General features: G+C 72.9%; 12 protein-coding genes. 7 read left to right on the top strand and 5 right to left on the bottom strand.

What is annotated here, in order from left to right; translation table 11 throughout:
* Positions 1–3: 3 nt before the first annotated feature.
* The 3 genes from C8E87_RS37990 to C8E87_RS37980 all read right to left on the bottom strand — a co-directional run bounded on the left by C8E87_RS37990 (position 4) and on the right by C8E87_RS37980 (position 8,627).
* Positions 4–5,157, bottom strand: coding sequence for a diguanylate cyclase (locus C8E87_RS37990; RefSeq protein WP_133878200.1), 5,154 nt, complete (start codon positions 5,155–5,157; stop codon positions 4–6).
* Positions 5,158–6,017: 860 nt separating this feature from the next.
* Positions 6,018–7,127, bottom strand: a complete 1,110-nt coding sequence (locus C8E87_RS37985; RefSeq protein ID WP_133878199.1) for an endonuclease — start codon at positions 7,125–7,127, stop codon at positions 6,018–6,020.
* A 66-nt stretch (positions 7,128–7,193) separates the two neighbouring features.
* On the bottom strand, positions 7,194–8,627 hold the full coding sequence (locus C8E87_RS37980; protein WP_203720589.1) for a glycoside hydrolase family 76 protein: 1,434 nt from the start codon (positions 8,625–8,627) through the stop codon (positions 7,194–7,196).
* Between the two features lie 98 nt (positions 8,628–8,725).
* On the opposite strand from C8E87_RS37980, the gene C8E87_RS37975 reads away from it, so the two are divergent.
* The gene (locus C8E87_RS37975; RefSeq protein ID WP_133878197.1) at positions 8,726–9,013 is read left to right on the top strand and encodes a DUF1905 domain-containing protein; all 288 of its coding nucleotides are present in this window, start codon (positions 8,726–8,728) and stop codon (positions 9,011–9,013) included.
* A gap of 24 nt (positions 9,014–9,037) precedes the next feature.
* Here the strand turns inward: C8E87_RS37975 and C8E87_RS37970 are convergent, their stop codons facing one another.
* Complete coding sequence (locus C8E87_RS37970; RefSeq protein WP_133878196.1) at positions 9,038–9,631, bottom strand: mycothiol transferase; 594 nt, start codon at positions 9,629–9,631, stop codon at positions 9,038–9,040.
* A gap of 91 nt (positions 9,632–9,722) precedes the next feature.
* Here C8E87_RS37970 and C8E87_RS37965 point away from each other — a divergent pair, with 91 nt between their 5' ends.
* From C8E87_RS37965 to C8E87_RS37940, 6 genes are all read left to right on the top strand, one after another.
* Positions 9,723–10,550 carry an alpha/beta fold hydrolase gene (locus tag C8E87_RS37965; protein ID WP_133878195.1) on the top strand — a complete coding sequence of 276 codons (828 nt, stop codon included), beginning with the start codon at positions 9,723–9,725 and terminating at the stop codon, positions 10,548–10,550.
* 64 nt (positions 10,551–10,614) lie between these two features.
* Positions 10,615–11,865 (top strand): DUF1800 domain-containing protein, encoded by a 1,251-nt coding sequence (locus tag C8E87_RS37960; protein ID WP_133878194.1) that lies wholly within the window; start codon positions 10,615–10,617, stop codon positions 11,863–11,865.
* A gap of 15 nt (positions 11,866–11,880) precedes the next feature.
* A complete protein-coding gene (locus C8E87_RS37955) occupies positions 11,881–13,113 on the top strand; it encodes a DUF1501 domain-containing protein (RefSeq protein WP_133878193.1) in 1,233 nt (410 codons plus the stop codon).
* On the top strand, positions 13,113–13,787 hold the full coding sequence (locus tag C8E87_RS37950) for a response regulator transcription factor (RefSeq protein ID WP_133879211.1): 675 nt from the start codon (positions 13,113–13,115) through the stop codon (positions 13,785–13,787). The genes C8E87_RS37955 and C8E87_RS37950 overlap by 1 nt, the downstream gene beginning before the upstream one ends.
* On the top strand, positions 13,780–15,117 hold the full coding sequence (locus C8E87_RS37945; RefSeq protein ID WP_133878192.1) for a HAMP domain-containing sensor histidine kinase: 1,338 nt from the start codon (positions 13,780–13,782) through the stop codon (positions 15,115–15,117). The genes C8E87_RS37950 and C8E87_RS37945 overlap by 8 nt, the downstream gene beginning before the upstream one ends.
* Before the next feature lie 95 nt (positions 15,118–15,212).
* A complete protein-coding gene (locus C8E87_RS37940) occupies positions 15,213–16,040 on the top strand; it encodes an RpnC/YadD family protein (RefSeq protein ID WP_133878191.1) in 828 nt (275 codons plus the stop codon).
* A 221-nt stretch (positions 16,041–16,261) separates the two neighbouring features.
* On the opposite strand, the gene C8E87_RS37935 is transcribed toward C8E87_RS37940, so the two are convergent.
* Positions 16,262–17,104, bottom strand: coding sequence for an alpha/beta fold hydrolase (locus C8E87_RS37935; protein WP_133878190.1), 843 nt, complete (start codon positions 17,102–17,104; stop codon positions 16,262–16,264).
* Positions 17,105–17,211 lie beyond the last annotated feature (107 nt).

Genomic DNA, 17,211 nt, shown 5'->3' with positions numbered 1-17,211 from the left:
CTGTCAGCCGCCGGCGCCGAGCACAACGCGGTTGCGGCCGGACTGCTTGGCCCGATAGAGGGCATGGTCGGCGTGGGCCAGCACCTGGTCGAGCCCGTCACCGTCGGCCAGCGGCGCCACGCCGACGCTGATGGTCACCGGGACAGGCCCGGCCCTGGTCGGCACCGGGGTGCCGGCGACCGCGGCCCGCATGCGCTCGGCCAGATCGAGTGGCGACACGTCGTCGGTAGCGTGGTCGGGCAGCACCACCGCGAACTCCTCGCCGCCGTACCGGCCGAGCACGTCGGACTGCCGGATGCTCGCCCTCACCCGCGCGGCGACCTCGCGGATCACCTCGTCGCCCACCCCATGCCCGTACGTGTCGTTGATGCTCTTGAACTTGTCGATGTCGAGCATGACCGCCGCCAGTGACCGCCCGCCGCGTGAAGCCGCCTCGACCAGCGCTCCCGCGATGGCGTAGAAGTGGCGCCGGTTGTGCTGGCCGGTCAGCTCGTCGGTGGTGGCGAGCTCCTGGACCCGGCTGAACAGGCGCGCGTTGTCGTAGGCGGCCATGCCCTGGAACGCCAGCGCCGCCGCCACCTTGCGAGCGGTGTCGTCGAAGGCTTCGCCGCCCAGCAGCGCCACCCCGGCCCGGCCGTCGCGGTGCTGCAGCGGGACGGCCAGCACGACGGCCGTGCCGAGCAGGCCCGGGTCGTCGACCAGCACCGGGGCCGACCCCGGCGCCGTCACCTCGGGACGCGTGCCGATCAGGTCGGCGGGCGCGTCGCCGGACACGTCGACGATCCCGGCGTCGCCCGCGCCCAGCAGGCAGCCGGCCGTGGCGCCGAGCTGCAGGCTGAGCGTGGCGAAGAGCTGCCGCAGCAGCTGGGCCGGGTCGTGGATGCCGCTCAGCTCGGCCAGGCTGGCCCGCAGCACCTCGGCGAACGCCTGCTGCTGCCGGGCGGTCTGCACGGCCAGCTCGAGCTGGGCCGCGCGGGCGGTCTCCAGCGAGGTGGCGAGGTGGCTGCTCATCGCGGTCAGCACCTCGATGTCGTCCTCGGTGAAGATGCCCCGGGCCATCCGGCTGTCCAGGTAGAGCACCCCCAGCGTGGTGCCCTTGAACCGCACCGGCGCGACCAGGATGCTGCGCAGCCCGTGCACCACCGCGCTCTGCGAGCCGAGCGCCGCGCCCTGCTCGGTGCCGGTCAGCACCAGCGCCTCGCCCTCGTCGGCGACCCGGCGCACCAGCGTGGTCCCGTACGCGGTGGTCTCGGTGAGGTCGGCGCCGTCGGCGCCCCTCCCGGCGTAACGCACCGGTTCGCCCGCGTCGTCGAGCAGGAAGAACAGGGCCCGCTCGGCGCCGAGGATCCGCAAAATCTCGTCCAGCGTCACCCGGGCCATCTGCCGCGGGTCGAGCACGGTGGCCGCGGCCGCGCCGACCTCCTGCAACGCCTCCAGCCGCCGGTTCCGGCCGGCCTCGGGACGCCGGCCCGCCACCGTACGCCGCCCGGTCGCACCGCCGTCGTCGGCGCCGAACTCGGCCCGCACCTGCCGCCGGCGCAGCTCCCAGCCGTACTCGGTGGCCAGCAACAGCGCCCACCGGGCGTTGCGGTCGGCCTCGGCGCCCAGCCCGAGCTGCCGGAACGCGCGGGCACGGAACCGCGCCACCTCGAACTGCACGATCGGCGCGTCGAACCGGCGGGCGACCTTCTCCGCCTTGTCGGTCCACTCGATCGCCTTGCCCGCGTCGCCCTGCAGCTGCGCGAGGGCGGCCTCGCCGATCAGATACGCGCAGTCGATCAGCGGGGAGCTGCGGCGCACCTTGCGCAGGTCGGCCACGGCCGCCTTGGCCCGGGCCAGCGCGGCCGGCCGCTGCTCGTCGGAGGCCAGGCGCAACTGGGCCATCCGGCCGTGCGACTGGAACGCGTAGAACCACTTGTGCTGCTGCATCAGGTCGCGGGTGCGCAGCCCCAGCGAGCGGAACTCCTCGACGATCGCGTCGAACCGCTCGCCGAACTCGCCCTCCTCGACCGCCGCGCAGGCCGCCGACACCACGATGTTGATCCGCTGGGCCACCGTGGCGGTCCCGGCCGGGTAGGCCGCGCGCGCGTCGGCCAGCACCTTGGCCGCCTCGCCGGGCCGGCCCTGGATCGCCGGCACCATGACGCCGAGCATGCTGAACGAGCTTCCCAGCGCGTCGGCCGGGTTGGCCAGCACGGACAGCCCGCGCTCGTACTCGGCCCGCGCGTCCTGGACGTATCCGCGCAGCACCCGGCGCAGCCCGATGGTGGAGTGGCCGACGAGCAGCTGGGCAGGGCGGTACCAGCGCAGGTTGCGGCTCATCGTCTCGACCCAGGCGGTGCCGTCGTCCTGCCCGCTGAACAGCATCGCGCAGCCGCGCAGCCATTCCACGTACGCGCCGAGCCCCGGATCGCCCAGCCCGGCGGCGACCCGGGCCGCCCGGTCCAGGCAACGGGCGCCGATGCCCCGCAGTCTGACGACAGTGGTCACGTAGCCCGCCAGCGCGTAGACCCGCACGTACTCGGGGCACGGGCCGAGCCGGTTCACCGCGTACATCGCGCGCATGGCCAGCAGGAGCGCCTCCCGCAGCCGCAGACCGATCGCGGCGGCGTAACCCCCGGCGTCCAGGGCGGCGGCGAGGGCGGCGAGATCCTCGCGGCGTTTTCCGCTCACGGTTCCCGACCCTTTGCCCGTACGCCGCACCGCCGCCCCGGCCAGGGCGATGCCGATGGTCGACAGGATGAGGGGCAGTCCCCGGGCGGGCAGGGGCCGGCCCAGCTCGCCGAGCGCGCGCGAGGCGGCGTCCAGGGCGTACTGGTCCTGCCAGACGGTGTGGTGCGCCTCGATCTCGGTCGTCAGCAGCCGTGCGCGGGTGCGGCGGTCCGGCTCGCCGGCGAGCGCGCGCCGGATGGTCGCCAGGGCCTCGTCGATGCGCCCCGCCCGCAGGTAGGCGACCGCCAGCGGGTGCAGCACCGCGGTGGGCGGCGCGGGGTCCCCGTCGACGGCGTCACGCAGGTAGTCGAGGGCCTCGTGCGGGGCCTGGTCGTCGAGGGCGGCGAGCCCGGCGGCGAACGCGCTGCGGCGGCGCTTGCCGGCCGGCACCGCGTCCCCGGCCCTCTGGTGGTGGCGGGCGATCTCGTACACGCGCTCGGCGTCGCGCAGCGCCCCGGGGCTTCTCTCCAGCGCGTCGGCGACGATGGCGTGCAGGCGGCGGCGCCGCTCCTCGGAGACGCCGGCCATCAACTCGACGCGCAGCAGGTGGTGGATGAACCCGTACGAGCCGTCGGCGCGGTTCTCCAGCACCCGCCGGTCCAGCGCCACCGCCACCGCGGCCACCACCTGGTCCTCCGGGAGGCCGGCCGCGACCAGCGTCTCGTTGCGGAACCGGGCGCCGGCCACCGCGGCCGTCGTCAGCACCTCGTGCACCGCAGCGGGCAGGTCCTCGAGGCGGGCAGCAAGTAGGGCGCGTACGTCCTCGGCGGCGGGCAGCGCGTGGGCGCCTGCCCCGTCGAACCACCACTCGCCCCAGAGCGGGCTGAGCAAACCCGAGTCGATGAGCCGCCACAGGTACGCCACCACGGCGAGCGGGTTACCGCCGGTGCGGTCGGCGACGTGCCGGGCCAGCTCGGCGGTCACCCGCGCGCCGGGCAACCGGGTCGCGATCAGCTCCTCGACCGCGGCCGGGACGAGCGGCTCGCACTCCAGCACGGTGTCGGCGGGCAGGTCCGGGCCCGCCTCGCCGGTCAGCTCGGTCAGCACCACCAGCAGCGGCAGATCGGGCAGGTCGGGGGCCAGCCGGGTCAGCACCTCGCGGGTGGCCGGGCCGAGCCGGTGCGCGTCGTCGATCACCAGCAGCAGCCCGCCCGAGCGCCGGGCCAGGTCGCCCAGGAAGGCGGCAGCGGCGGGCAGCACGAGCTCGTCGCGGCCCTCGTCGGGGGTGGCGCCGATGATCTCGGCAAGGCGGGGGGAGAGGCGGGCCACCAGGGCGGGGCCGGCGGCCGTGGCGGCCTCTCGCAGGTGCTGCTCGGCGGCCTCGCGTTGCGGCTCGGGCCGCCACCGCAGGGTCTGCAGGTAGCCGTCGATCGCGGCGCGGAGGGCGGCCAGCGGCAGCGGGGTGTCCAGTTCGACCGTGGTGGTCAGCACCGGGTACCCGGCCGCCGGTTCCACAGCCTCCTCGGCCAGGCGGGTGCGACCCGAACCGGCCGCGCCGCGGATCCGCACGACACCGCCGTGCCCCTCAAGGGCCTGCCGCCGGCGCCGGACCAATTGCTCCCGCTCGGCGTCGCGTCCGGCCAGGGGCCACCGTACGGCCGCGGGCTCCTCGGCCGCCTCGCCACCGGGGCAGGCGCGCAGGTCGGACAGCAGCGCCGCCGGGTCGGGGTAGCGGTCGTCGGGGTCCTTGGCCAGCAGCCGTTCGACCACCGCCACCAGGGCCGGGTGCACCCCCGGGCACAGCTCGTTCAGGTCGGGAACGGGCGCCACAGCGTGCCGGCGCAGCAGCTCGCCGACGTCGGAGGACTCGAACGGCAGCCGCCCGGTCAGGCACTCGAACAGCACCACGCCCAGCGAGTACAGGTCGGAACGCCCGTCCACCGGCCGCTTGAGCATGCCCGACTGCTCGGGCGAGGTGTACAGGAACGTGCCGACGGCGTGGTCCTCGGCGGTCCCGTCGCCCTGGCCGAGCTGGGCCAGGCCGAAGTCGATCAGTTTGGCCGGGTGGCCCGGCGAGACCATGATGTTGCCCGGTTTCACGTCGCGGTGCACCAGCCCCACCCGGTGCGCGGCGGCCAGTCCCCGGGCCAGCTGAGCGGCCAGCTCGACGACCCGCACCGGCTCGAGCGGGCCGGCGCCGAGCAGGTCGGCCAGGGAGCCGCCGGGCAGATGCTCCAGGACCAGCGCGGGATTGCCCTCGAACCGTCCGGCGGCGAAGATGCGGGCCACACCGGGATTGTCGACACAGGCGAGCAGGGCGGCCTCCCGCTGGAACGCCGCGAGCAATTCGGTGTCGCCGTCCCGGCTGGAGGCGTGGCGCTTGAGGGCGTACAGGTGGCCGTCACGCCGCACCCGGTGCACCGTCGTGAAGGCGCCGCGCCCCAGCTCGGCCTGCACCTCGAACCCGGACAGCTCCGCTGCCCGGCCCCCGGCCGTCCTCGTCACAAGCTCACTCCGCGCTCTCGCCTTCTGCCTCCCCTGATCGGCAGCCCGGTCCGATACCTGACCCGCTCAGAAGCGGCGCCGGGCGGCCGATGCGGATGATGACGACGAATCGGCACGAACAGCGACGGAAATGACAACTGTCCGGCTGCGGGCTCCTGACACATAGGCTCGCGCTCATGACCGACGGCGACTGGAGAGACAGCGGGTTCCGGCAGCGTCGGCCCTCCGCGGAAACTCTCGCCTGGGTTGCGGCGTCGATGGGCCGAGGTAGCCGCATCGCCGGCTATCGCCGGTTGACCGCTGGCGTCTGCTCCGCCGTGAATCGGCTGACGATCGAACGACGTGGAACGCGAACTCTGGTCGCGCGGAAGGATTACCGGGCCGACCGACTGGAACTCCGTCCATCGAGGGTCGCGTGCGATCGACGTCGGGCACTGCCGGCGATACCTGGCGGCGCTCTGCTCACCCGGGTGGGCTGAGCAGCTCCGGTCGTTCTACGAGTCGATCGCCGGAGCGACTCTCGATCCGTGGTGGGACCTGTACGCCCTCCTGCACCATGACGACAGCCAGCCGAAGTGGATCCGTGGTCAGGTCGCAGGGCGCCGTCCCGTTGATGTGCCCGGCATGACTTCCCGAGTCGAGGTCGCTGTCGAACGAGCGCTGAGGCGCCTCGGGTAACCGTAAGTTCCGACAACCTCGCGGCACCGTGGTGCCGAACTCGCGACACGAAATCCGCCGACGATCAAGCGGTGTCCACAGCGACGTTCGAACGGTGTCCGGAGACGCGGAGACAACCACTCCTGGCGTCCTCCGGCGTCGCGGCGGCCGGACGCCCGCGCGGCGGCCGGCCGCTTCCGGGTCTAGTCGAAGATCGACGCGGCCCACTCCGGGTGGTCGATGAACGGGTTGCGGTTGTGCTGGTAGGTGGCGTAAATGGTCTGGTTGCGGGCGCGCTCGGCGGCGTCCGGCGGGTCGGCGGCGTGCCAGGCCAGCAGCGCCGAGACGCGGCCCATGCGCGGGGCCGTGCCGCTGCTGGTGGCGTCGTCGACCTCGAGGTCGGGGTAGGAGTCGCCGCCCTCGTACCGCACCGCCATGTAGAAGATCATGCGGGCCACGTCGCCCTTGACGGCGGCCCGGGGCTCCCACGAGTTGCTGTCGCTGTAGTTGCCGGGGGCGCCGGAGACCGCCGTGCCGCCGTTGTCGAAGTCCTTGTTGCCGCGGGCGCTGTTGACCCCCACGTCCTCGGGTCGCAGGTGATGCAGGTCGGTGCCCGGCCCGGCGGAGGTGCCGAAGTCGCCGTGGGACTGCGCCCAGACGTGCTCGCGGTTCCAGTCGCCCGAGTCGCCGCCGTTGAGCGACTTCGACCGGCTCAGCCCGGAGTAGAACAGCTTGACGTTGGCCGAGTTGGCCGGGTCCTGGTCGGTGACCTTCAGGGCGTTCCAGACCCCGTCGTACGACAGTTTGGTCACGCCGCTCGAGATGATCCCGTGCAGCGCGGTCTTCAGGTTCTCGCCGGTCTTGCCGGCCGCGGCCGCGTAGTACGAATCCGGCGTCGGCGTGGTGGTCGCGGCCCCCGTCATGGCCGTCGGCGACTTCAGGCCGGGGTGCGAGAAGTACGCGGTCAGCGTGCCGGTCACCGTGATCGTGGCGCCGAGCCGTCCGGGGTTGCTGAGCAGGCCGAACGACGACCGGTAGGCGCTGGTGATCTGGACGTAGAGCATCCGCGCGGTCGAGGTCTCGCCCCGGCTGTCGGCCAGGGCCAGCGCCGTGTCGCCGGTGAAGCCGCTGGTCCGTACGGTGGTGGTCGCGGTCGGCTCCCCGACGACGTATCCGGTCACCGTTCCGGCGCCGCTCTGGCTGCTGATCGCCTGCGCGACCGTCAGCGTGGCGGCTGCTCCGGCGGGCACGGTGAGGACGGCGAGCGCGACGAGCGGCGCTGCGAAGAGGGCGATGCGCCGATGCCACGACATAGCAGCGAGTCTATGGGCGGGCGGGTGTCCGGCGGGCATATCGGAAGTGTCATACGCCGTACGGGCTCACGGCGCGGCGTTGAGCAGGTCCAGGGCGCTGTGCTGGCAGCTGTGGTTGGTGCTGCGCCACGGGCCGGCCCAGTGCGACCCGTACGCGTCGAAGCTGTTGCGGCCGGCGGCGTAGGCGGTGTCGGCGTTGCGGCGCAGGTAGGAGTCGTACGCGCCGCCCGTCGCGGCGTTGAGCACACCGAGACCCCGTACGGCGGCGCCCTTGAACGAAACCCCGTCGCCGGAGCACTGGTCGGGTTCGTTGGGTTCGCGCATGATTCCGCCCGGCGACAGATAACCGCTGGTCGTGAGCGCGTTGCCGATCCGCCGCGCGGTGGCCAGCGCGTCCGCGTCCCCGGTCAGCCGGTTCAGCTGCACCAGGGCATTGATGAGAACCCCCTGGTTGTACGTCCAGGTGACGTCGCCGTTGTTGCGGCAGGTCGACATGTTCAGGCCGTCGTTGACCAGGTCCTCACCGTTGAGCATGCCGGTCGACCTGAACCAGTTCCAGCCGGCCTGCGCGCGCTGCCGGTACACGGTGTCGCCCGGGACGCGCAGGCTCAGGGCGGCGTTGAGCTGGATGTAGAGGCTGTTCGGGATGGCGTTCTTGGTGGCGCGATCGGTCTTCCAGTAGACCCCGCCGCCGCAGCGTGTGTCCCAGTGGCTGAACATCCAGTCGGCGTCGGCGCGGGCGGTGTTCAGGTAACGGCTGTCGCCCGTCACGTCGTACGCGGAAACCCAGGCCAGACCCCACCAGCCGGTGTCGTCGAGGAACTCGTTGCGGAACTGGCCCAGCCGCGAGTTCACATTCTTGTCGTACGTGGCCGCGATCGCGTACTGATAGCTGCGCATGCCGCTGCGCCGGACGTTGTCGATGATCGCGGTGAGCGCGTTCGCGCCGGTCCACCAGCCGTTGGTGTCGAAGAGCCCGGTTCCGCGGTCGAACCGCATCATCAGGGCGGTGGCGGCCGCCGTACGCCGGTCCCAGGCGTTCCAATTGCTGCGTGCCCACGCCGTGCACACGATCTCGGGCCGGTCGCCGGCCTTGCCGCAGGCCCGCAGCACCCCGACGCCGTTCGAGCCCCAGTCGTCCACGTTGAACTGCCCGGTACGCCATCCGTTCGCCCCGCCGGGAACGGTGGTTCCGCCGATCCGGCTGTCGGCCCAGCTTTGCCCGCCGTCGAACGAGCGGTCCAGCCACACCTCGTCGCCCGGCTGCCCGTTCTCGACCGAGCCCCAGGCCATGGCGTCGGTGTCGTTGACGTGCAGCTTGAAGCTCCGCCCGTAGAGGGTGACGGTGACCGGGACCCGGTCGGCGGGGGCCAGCGCGGCGTCCCGGCCGTCGCAGTGGCGATTGCAGATCGTGGCGGCCTGGGCGGCGGCCGGCGTCTGCAGCAGTGCCGCCGAGGCCAGAACCACCACCATCGCGAGCCGTCGAACCGTCACGGGCATCGGGGCTGCCGGCCGCTGCGTCATATTGTCAACAAACCCGCTCCATTCACTGCAGTCAATGTTCTGTGCCCTTTCGGGCAGGTTCTAGGGTGTGGCCCATGGAGTTGGAGTTCTCGGGGGAGATCTGGTTCTGGCGCGGCCCCGCGCCCTGGCACTTCGTGACCGTGCCGGAGGCGCAGTGCGAGGAGCTCGAGGCCGCGTCGTCGCTGGTCAGCTACGGGTGGGGGATGATCCCGGTCGGTGCGCGGATCGGGCGGACGGCCTGGGCCACCTCGCTCTGGCCCAAGGACGGGCGCTACATCGTGCCGATCAAGACGGCCGTACGCCGCGGGGAGGACCTCGACGTCGGTGACACCGTCACCGTCCGGCTCACCGTGGGTGAATAGACGGCGGGGCGGTCACTGTCCGGCTCACCGGCGGCGGGTGGGTGGCAGGACGAAACGCCCCGAAACGGGCCGCCAGTCCGCGGGCGGGTCCTCGCCGACCCGCCCGTCGACCGCCTCGCGGAGCAGGTCGGCGTGCCCGGTGTGGCGGCCGTACTCCTCGAGCATGTCGCAGACGAACCGGCGCAGCGTGGGACGGCCGCCGTCGGGCCAGGCCGTGGCCGACACCTGGTCGAGGCTGCCCGCCGCGTCGAGACGAGCCCGTGCCCGCACCACGGCGTCGTCGTACCACTCGTACAGGTCGGACGGTTTGTCGTGGGCGGCGCTGTCGAACTCCCAGTCGTCTTCCGCGCCGGCGGGCCGCGACAGCCAGGGCTCGACGGTGAACGACGCCACCTGCTCACCCGCGAACTTCACGCCGAACGTGTAGTCCTCGGCCAGGGCCAGGTGTTTCAGCAGGCCACCGAGGGTCAGCTTGGAGACGCCGAGACGCGCGTTCAGCCCGTACGCGTCGAGGCCGTCGGCCTTGTACCGAAACGTCGTGCGTAGCCTGTCCAGCGCGCCCAGCAGGTGCTCACGCTCGGTGCCGGCGATGGGCGGTTCCCAGGGAATGTCGGTCATGGCCCGACCATAGGGCCTGATCCGGACGGTCGGCGTCCGGAAAGACGGCTCCCGGAGTTCCGGACGTGCGGGCGCGCAGTAGTGTCGCCGCGTGACCCCGCCTGAACGCCGTGACATCGCCGGGCTGACTTGCGCCGAGTGGAACCCGGAAGCGACCGGGCCCGTGGTGCTCGCCCTGCACGGGCTGACCAACAGCTCCGAGGTCTGGCGGGCCTTCGCCGAGGCGTCGCCGGGCACCCGCGTGATCGCGCCCGACCTGCCCGGCCGCGGCGGCTCGCTCACCACGAAGGCCGCCCCCGGCCTGGCCGGTCACGCCGCCGAGGTCGTCCGCGTCGCCGACGAGTGCGGCCTCGACGACGTCGTCCTGCTCGGCCACTCGATGGGCGGCTACCTCGCGCCCCTGGTCGCGGCAAAACTCGCCGACCGCGTACGCCGTCTGGTGCTGCTCGACGGCGGCGTGCTGCCCGAGCCCTCGTGGCGCAGCCGCCGCCTGGCCGTCCGTGCTCTGTGGACCCTGTGGACACGCCCGCTGGGCCGCACCTTCCCCGACGCCGCCACCTTCGTCGACCAGGTCGAGGGCCGCCCGATCGCCCGGCGCCCCGACCTGCGCCCCCGCCTCGAACAGTGGGCGGCCCACCTGCTCGACGACGCCGGCCACCCCCGCGTCGACCTGCCCCGCCTCGTCGACGACGCCGTGGACACCCTGGCCGGCCGCCCGACGTTGCCGCGGCTCGCCTCGCTCGACATCCCCGTACACGTGATCCTGGCCGAGCATGACGGCGACGACTCGGCCCGCCCCTTCATCAGCGACCGCGCACTGGCGCTCGGCCGCGCCCAGCTGCCCCGCCTGACCGCCGAACGCATCCCGGCCAACCACGTGACCATGCTCTTCGACGAGGCAGTGGTCCGCGCCGTCTGAGCCAGACCGCGGGCGTACACGGCCCTTACAGAACCTTGACAAACACCACCTACCGTCCCCGGGCATGACCGAACGCCAACGGGTGGCCCACCTGCTGCGCCGGCTCACCTTCGGGCCGACGGCCGCCGAGGTCGACGAGGCCGCCCGGGTGGGCTTCGACGCCACCCTCGCCGCACTGCTCCGCCCGGCCGCGGCGCCGCCCGGCCCCGGCCTGCCTCCCGACCCCACGGCCCGGCTCGGCCCGGACGCCACCCGGGAGCAGCGGCAGCAGGCCCGCAAGGAGCAGCGCGAGCAGGTCGTCGTGGCCACGCGCTGGTGGCTGACGCGCATGGCCGGCGGCGGCGCGGCCGAGAAGCTGGCGTTCTTCTGGCACGGGCACTGGGCGACCAGCGTGCGGAAGGTGCGCTCGGCCCACCTGATGCTGGCCCAGCAGGCGACTTTCCGGCGGTACGGGACGGGCGACACCGGCCCGCTGGTACGGGCGATGCTGCGCGACCCGGCACTGATCCTCTGGCTGGACGGGCAGCGGAACACCCGGGCCGCGCCGAACGAGAACCTCGCCCGGGAGGTGATGGAGCTGTTCACCCTGGGCGCCGGGGCGTACGGGGAAGCCGACGTCAAGGCCGCGGCCCGGGTGCTGACCGGGTGGCGGGTGGACCGGGCCGCCGGACAGGCGCGGCTGGTCCCGCAGCGTCACGACAACCGCCCGGTGACCCTGTTCGGCCGGACGGCCACCCTCGACGTCGACTCCTTCGCGGACATCCTGGTACAGCACGAGGCGCATGTGCCGTTCCTCGCCGGACGTCTGTGGGCGCGATACGCCGGGGCAACCCCGCTGCCGGCGACGATTCTTCCGGCGGGCCGTAACACCACCGCGCTGATCTCCGCGATGTGCCGGACACCCGAGTTCGCGGCGACGGCTGGGACCCTGGTCAAGCAGCCGGTCGAATGGCTGGTGGGCGCGGCCCGCCAATTGGCCGTCCCGGCCGCCGCCGGGCAGAAGCTGATGCCTGCGGTGCTGCGCGAGCTCGGGCAGGTGCCCTTCGCGCCGCCGTCGGTCGGTGGCTGGCCGGCCGGCCCGGCCTGGCTGACCACCTCGTCCACACTCACCCGGCTGCGCGCCGGGCAGCGCCTCGCGGAGCTCGCACCCGCCGCAACCGACCGACTGACGGGCCGCGACCGGCTCGACGCGCTCGCCGCGATGCTCGCCGTCGACAGCTGGACCGATCGCACCCGTGCCGCGCTGGGCGACGTCCGCGACCCTCGCCGGCTACTGGCCCTCGGCCTGGCCAGCCCCGAATACGCCGTCCACTGAGAGGAACGCGAGAGCATGGACACCCTCACCCGGCGCCGTTTCCTGATCGCCGGCGGCATCACCGGCGGCGCGGCCCTGGCCGCGGGCGCGACCACGCTCGGCCTGGGCGACATCCTGCGCACCGCCGGCGACCGGGACCCGGCCGCGAAGACCCTCGTCATGGTCACCCTGTACGGCGGCAACGACGGGCTCAACACCGTGGTCCCGTACGAAGATCCGGCGTACGCGGCCGCGCGGGCCGGGATGACGTACGAGCCGGAGGCCCTGCTCGGTCTCGGCGACGGCGTCGCGCTCAACCCCGGCCTGCCCGGCCTGCACCGGCTGTTCGGCGAGAACCGGCTCGCCGTGATCCGCGGGGTCGGCTACCCGAGGCCGAACCGCAGCCACTTCCAGTCGATGGACATCTGGCAGACCGCCCAGCCCGACCGGCCCGGCACCACCGGCTGGCTCGGCCGCTGGCTCGACTCGGCGGGCGGCGACCCACGCCTGGCCGTCTCGTTCGAGCCGGTCCTGCCGCCCCTGCTGGCCGGGGCGACCAGTGCCGGGGCAACCGTTCCCGGCGGCACCCTCGCGCTGCCCAAGTCGGCCGGCCCCGCCGTGCTGAAAGCGCTCGGCACACCGGCGCCCGGCGAGTCCCCGTCCCAGGCCCGCGCCGCGGCCTGCTTCGCCGACCTCGTGCGGGTGCGGGACCTGATGGCGCAGGTCGGCGGCGAGACACCGGCCGACGACGACAGCGACCAGCCCGCGACCGCCACCGGTGGCGCCGCGGCGCCCCTGGACAGGCAGCTCGCGCTGGTCACCCGGTGCATCGAGGCCGGCGCCGCAACACGCGTCTACTCGGTCTCCCTCGGCGGCTTCGACCTGCACGCCGGCGGCCGGGACGTCCAGCAGGCGCAGCTCGCCCGGCTGGACGGACCGTTGACCGCGTTCGCCGATCGGATGTCCGGCCGGGGTGTCGTCGTCGCTGTCTACTCCGAGTTCGGCCGCCGCGTACGGGCCAACGCCTCCGACGGCACCGACCACGGCACCGCCTCGGACGTCTTCCTGCTCGGCGACGGCGTTCGCGGTGGCCTGCACGGCGAACCTCCCAGCCTCACCGACCTCGACGACGGCGACCTCAAGCACACCGTCGACTTCCGGGACATCTACGCGTCGCTGCTGACCGGCGTGCTCGGCGCCGATCCGGACCGGATTCTCGGCGGCTGGACGGGACACCTCGACGGGGTGCTGGGCACAATGGGCCGGTGATGGACAAGGGCCTGGTCCTCGTCGTGGAGGACGAGCGGCCGATCGCCGACCTCGTGCGGCTCTACCTGACCCGCGACGGCTACGGAGTGCACGTCGAACACGACGGGGTGGCGGGGCTGGCCGCCGCCCGGACGATGCGGCCGGTGGCGTGCGTGCTCGACATCGCCCTGCCCGGCCTGGAGGGCACCGAGATCTGCCGCCAGTTGCGGGCCGACGACGACTGGACGCCGATCGTCTTCCTGACCGCCCGCGACGACGAGGTCGACCGGATCCTCGGGCTCGAACTCGGCGGCGACGACTACCTCACCAAGCCGTTCAGCCCACGGGAGCTGGTGGCCCGGGTCCGTGCGCTGCTGCGCCGCGCGGCCGGGCCGGGCGACGGCGAACGGGTGCGCACGGCCGGGGCTGTGTCGCTCGACCCGGCCCGGCGTACGGTCACCGTCGCCGGGCGCCCGGTCACGCTGACCCCGACCGAGTTCGACCTGCTGGGCCACCTGCTGCGCCGCCCCGGCCGCGTGTTCACCCGCGAGGAACTGCTGGCGCAGGTGTGGGGATACCCGGCACACGGTGGCACCCGCACGGTCGACGTGCACATCGCCCAGCTCCGGGCGAAGCTCGGCGCCACCGAGGTCATCCGGACGGTCCGCGGCGTCGGCTACACCGCCGATGCCTAACACCCTCGCCGGCCGTACGGTCCTGGTCACGGCGGCCACCGCGGTCGTCGCCGTCATCATCACCGCGTTGGTCGCGCTGCCGCTGGCCGCCCGGTCGGCCGACAACGCGGCCCGCGCCGACCTGGCCGACAAGGCCGCGCTCGCCGTCGAGTTGCTGGCCGCCGAGCGTCCGGTGGTGCGGGAACGCATCGTCGCCCGGCTGCGCGACGACGGCATCGCCGTCTACCTGATCCGGCGGGGCCGGTCCGACCGGCCGGGCCTGCCCGAAACCGTGATCCGGCAGATCGCGGACGGATCGGTGGTCGACGCGCACGGTGTCGTCTCCGGCGAGGACGTCCTTGTCGCCGGGCGTCCGCTGCGCGGCATCGACAGCGGCGTGGTCCTGACCCGCCCGGCCAGCTCGGTGACGGCCGGTCAGGTCCTCGGCGGGGTGTGGGCGGCCCTGCTCGCGGGGCTGGCCGGTGGCGTCGGCGCCGGGGCGTTGCTGGCCTACTTCACCGCCCGGCCGTTGCGCCGGGCGGCGCTGGCCGCGAAACGCCTGACCTCCGGGGACCGTTCGGTGCGCCTGGCCGTGCGCCCACCGGCCGAGGTGGCCGAGCTGGCCACCGCGCTCAACCAGCTCGGCGCGGCGCTGCAGACCAGCGAGGGCCGCGAGCGTGAGTTCCTGCTGTCGGTCTCCCACGAACTGCGTACGCCGCTGGCCACCATCCGCGGCTACGCCGAGGCCCTGTCCGACCGCGTCGTGACCGGCGACGAGGCAGTGCGGGCCGGGGAGACCATGCGTCAGGAGGCCGACCGGCTCGACCGGCTCATCAGCGACCTGCTCGTCCTGTCCCGGCTGGAGGCAGCCGACCTGCCGGTTCACCTCGCGGAGGTCGACCTGACCGAGCTCGTCGACGCGGCCGGGCGGGCGTGGCGGACGCGGTGCGGGCCGGACGGCCCTCGCCTGACCGTAGAACTGCCCGACGCCCCGGTGACGGTGACGACCGATCCGGGCCGGGTACGGCAGGTGATCGACGGGCTCTGCGAGAACGCGGTCCGCGTGATCCCACCCGGCGCGCCGCTGGTGCTGGCCGTCCACGTCACCGACCGCGGCGGCACGGTGCAGGTCCGCGACGGCGGTCCCGGCTTCACCGACGACGACCTGGCCGTCGCTTTCGAGCGCGGCGCGTTGCACCACCGATACCGGCACGAGCGCAAGACCGGCAGCGGTCTCGGGCTCGCCTTGGCCGCGCGTCTGGTCACCCGGCTGAACGGGACCATCGAGGCCGGGCACGCCCCGGAGGGTGGCGCCATGTTCACCATCACCCTGCCGTCGTCCGTCATCTAGGCGTTCGCCAACACGTCGCTTGACTAGTGGTCGTGCGACGGGGCAGACTGCCTCGCGTCGATGGCGGACGGGGGAGGATCAGGGTGGTTCGGAGCGTGGCGTCGGCCCGGGATTTTGACGGGTTGTTCAAGAAGTTGCTGGAGGCTCATCCGCGGGAGGCGTTGCAGCAGTTGTGCGGTGCTCGGGTGGATGGCGGGACGGTGGTGGTGGACGGGCCGACTGAGCAGCCGCGGCAGCGCAGTCTTCAGCTGGACAAGGTGTTCGTGGTCCGGCGGGGTGGGGGTGTTCCGGCGGATATCTATCACGTTGAGGTGCAGGTCAAGCGGACCGACGATTTTCAGGAGCGGATGGTCTCCTATTGGGCGTCGTTGGCGTTGCGGTATCGGCGGGCGGAGCATCGGATTCATCAGGTGGTGTTGTGGCCGTTGGGTGGGGGTTATCCGGGGCGTTTTCGGCGTGATCGGGTGCAGCTGGACTATCGGTCGGTGAGCGTTCCCGATGACTTGGAGCCCGGGGTGTTGCTGGCGGGTCCGTTGGCGCCGTTGGCGTTGTGGTCGCAGAAGCCGCCGGTGGACGTGGTGGAGCGGGTGGTGGATCGGATCGCGGCGACGGTTGCGGTTGAGGAGCAGTTGGTGCTGGTGGAGCTGGGTATGCTGGCGTCAGGTTCGCTGGCGGCCCAGGTGTTGGAAGCGTTGCGGAGGAGAGGCATGAACAACGTTCTCGAGCAGTCCGAGGCAGGTCGCGAGATCGCCCGCAAGAACCGCGAGGAGGAACGTGTGGACAGCATGCGGGCGCTTCTGCGGGCCAAGTACGGCGAGTTTGACGACTTGGACGAGCTGGCGCGGAAATTGGCCGGGCGTGACAAGGTCGGCACGATGGCTCGCATCGTTGCCGGCGCGTCCCTGGCGGAGCTGCGTTCTTAGTTCACTGCCGCAACCCGTGCGGAAGCAGTCCGAGGCAGTCTGTGAGATCGTCCGCCAAACGTCGAGCAAGGTCTCTTTCCTGCGATGCCGGCCGTTCCGAAGAGCACCTACGGCGAGTTCGACAACTTGCGGGAGCTTGCCGAGCGTTTGGCCGGCCTCGGCTTCGAGGGTGTTGTCATTCGCATTCTTGGTGGTGCGACGTTGGAGGAGTTGCGGACTGATCAGGTGGCGTTGACCTGGGTCAGCAGAGGACGGGCCACGGCGGCGAACTCCTCCGGACGTTCCAGCTGGGGCATGTGGCCGGTGTCCGGGAACATGTGGGTTTGCGCGTACGGGAGGGCTGCGCGCGCGGCCTCCAGGTGGGCTGCGGGGAGGATCAGGTCGCGTTCGCCCCAGACTATGAGGGTGGGATGCTGGGTGGCGGCCACTCGGGGGAGCAGCTGGTTGCGCCAGCCGTCGGCTATGCCTCGGAAGCCGCCGAGGGCGCGGGCCACCTCCAAGTAGACGGCGGCGAAGTCGGGCCGGCGGCCGATGCGTACGGCCATGTCGACGCGCTCGTCGGTGACGTGGGCCCGGTCGAAGAAGATCGAGCGTTCGATGCGGCGGGCCGCGCGCGGGTCGATGCGGCGCAGCAGAGAACGGCCCAGCAGCGGGACGGCCAGGATGCGCAGGGCCATCGTGACCTCACGGCCGAAGCCGGCGCTGTTGACCAGGGTCAGCGTCGAGACGCGGGCGGGATCATCGACGAGCATCTGCATGCTGACGGCGCCGCCGAGCGAGTTGCCCATCAGGTGCGCGGGGGCCGTTACGTCGAGGGCGTCGAGCGTTGCCCAGACGGCGCCGGCCAGGCCGCCGAGCGTGGTCGGGGCGGGGAGGCGGTCGGAGAGTCCGAAGCCGGGCATGTCGAGCGTGATCACCCGGTGGTCGGCCTCCAGGAAGGGGCGCTGGGGTTCCCAGTCCTCCAGGCTGCGGCCGATGCCGTGCAGCATCACGACCGGGGGCGCGTCCTTGTGGCCGCTGACTTCGTAGCGGATGCGGCTCCCGCCGGCCTCGACCCAGCTCACCGGCCGCCCTCCGCGGACGGCTCACCCGCCGGGGCGACCGGCATGTCCGTTGAACCGGATGAAGAGGGTGTCGTGGTGAGGGAGGAGGGAGCCGCTGAAGCAGAGGG

The sequence above is a fragment of the Paractinoplanes brasiliensis genome, assembly GCF_004362215.1.
GTDB lineage: Bacteria > Actinomycetota > Actinomycetes > Mycobacteriales > Micromonosporaceae > Actinoplanes > Actinoplanes brasiliensis.
Note: the sequence above shows the minus strand (reverse complement) of the source record. Positions and strands in the feature narration are given on the sequence as shown.

What these genes read in the sequence shown, in the direction of transcription:
- C8E87_RS37985 (WP_133878199.1), bottom strand. Translation starts at nt 7,127, where the DNA reads ATGTCGTGGCATCGGCGCATCGCCCTCTTCGCAGCGCCGCTCGTCGCG.
- C8E87_RS37980 (WP_203720589.1), bottom strand. Translation starts at nt 8,627, where the DNA reads ATGCCCGTGACGGTTCGACGGCTCGCGATGGTGGTGGTTCTGGCCTCG.
- C8E87_RS37975 (WP_133878197.1), top strand. Translation starts at nt 8,726, where the DNA reads ATGGAGTTGGAGTTCTCGGGGGAGATCTGGTTCTGGCGCGGCCCCGCG.
- C8E87_RS37970 (WP_133878196.1), bottom strand. Translation starts at nt 9,631, where the DNA reads ATGACCGACATTCCCTGGGAACCGCCCATCGCCGGCACCGAGCGTGAG.
- C8E87_RS37960 (WP_133878194.1), top strand. Translation starts at nt 10,615, where the DNA reads ATGACCGAACGCCAACGGGTGGCCCACCTGCTGCGCCGGCTCACCTTC.
- C8E87_RS37955 (WP_133878193.1), top strand. Translation starts at nt 11,881, where the DNA reads ATGGACACCCTCACCCGGCGCCGTTTCCTGATCGCCGGCGGCATCACC.
- C8E87_RS37950 (WP_133879211.1), top strand. Translation starts at nt 13,113, where the DNA reads ATGGACAAGGGCCTGGTCCTCGTCGTGGAGGACGAGCGGCCGATCGCC.
- C8E87_RS37945 (WP_133878192.1), top strand. Translation starts at nt 13,780, where the DNA reads ATGCCTAACACCCTCGCCGGCCGTACGGTCCTGGTCACGGCGGCCACC.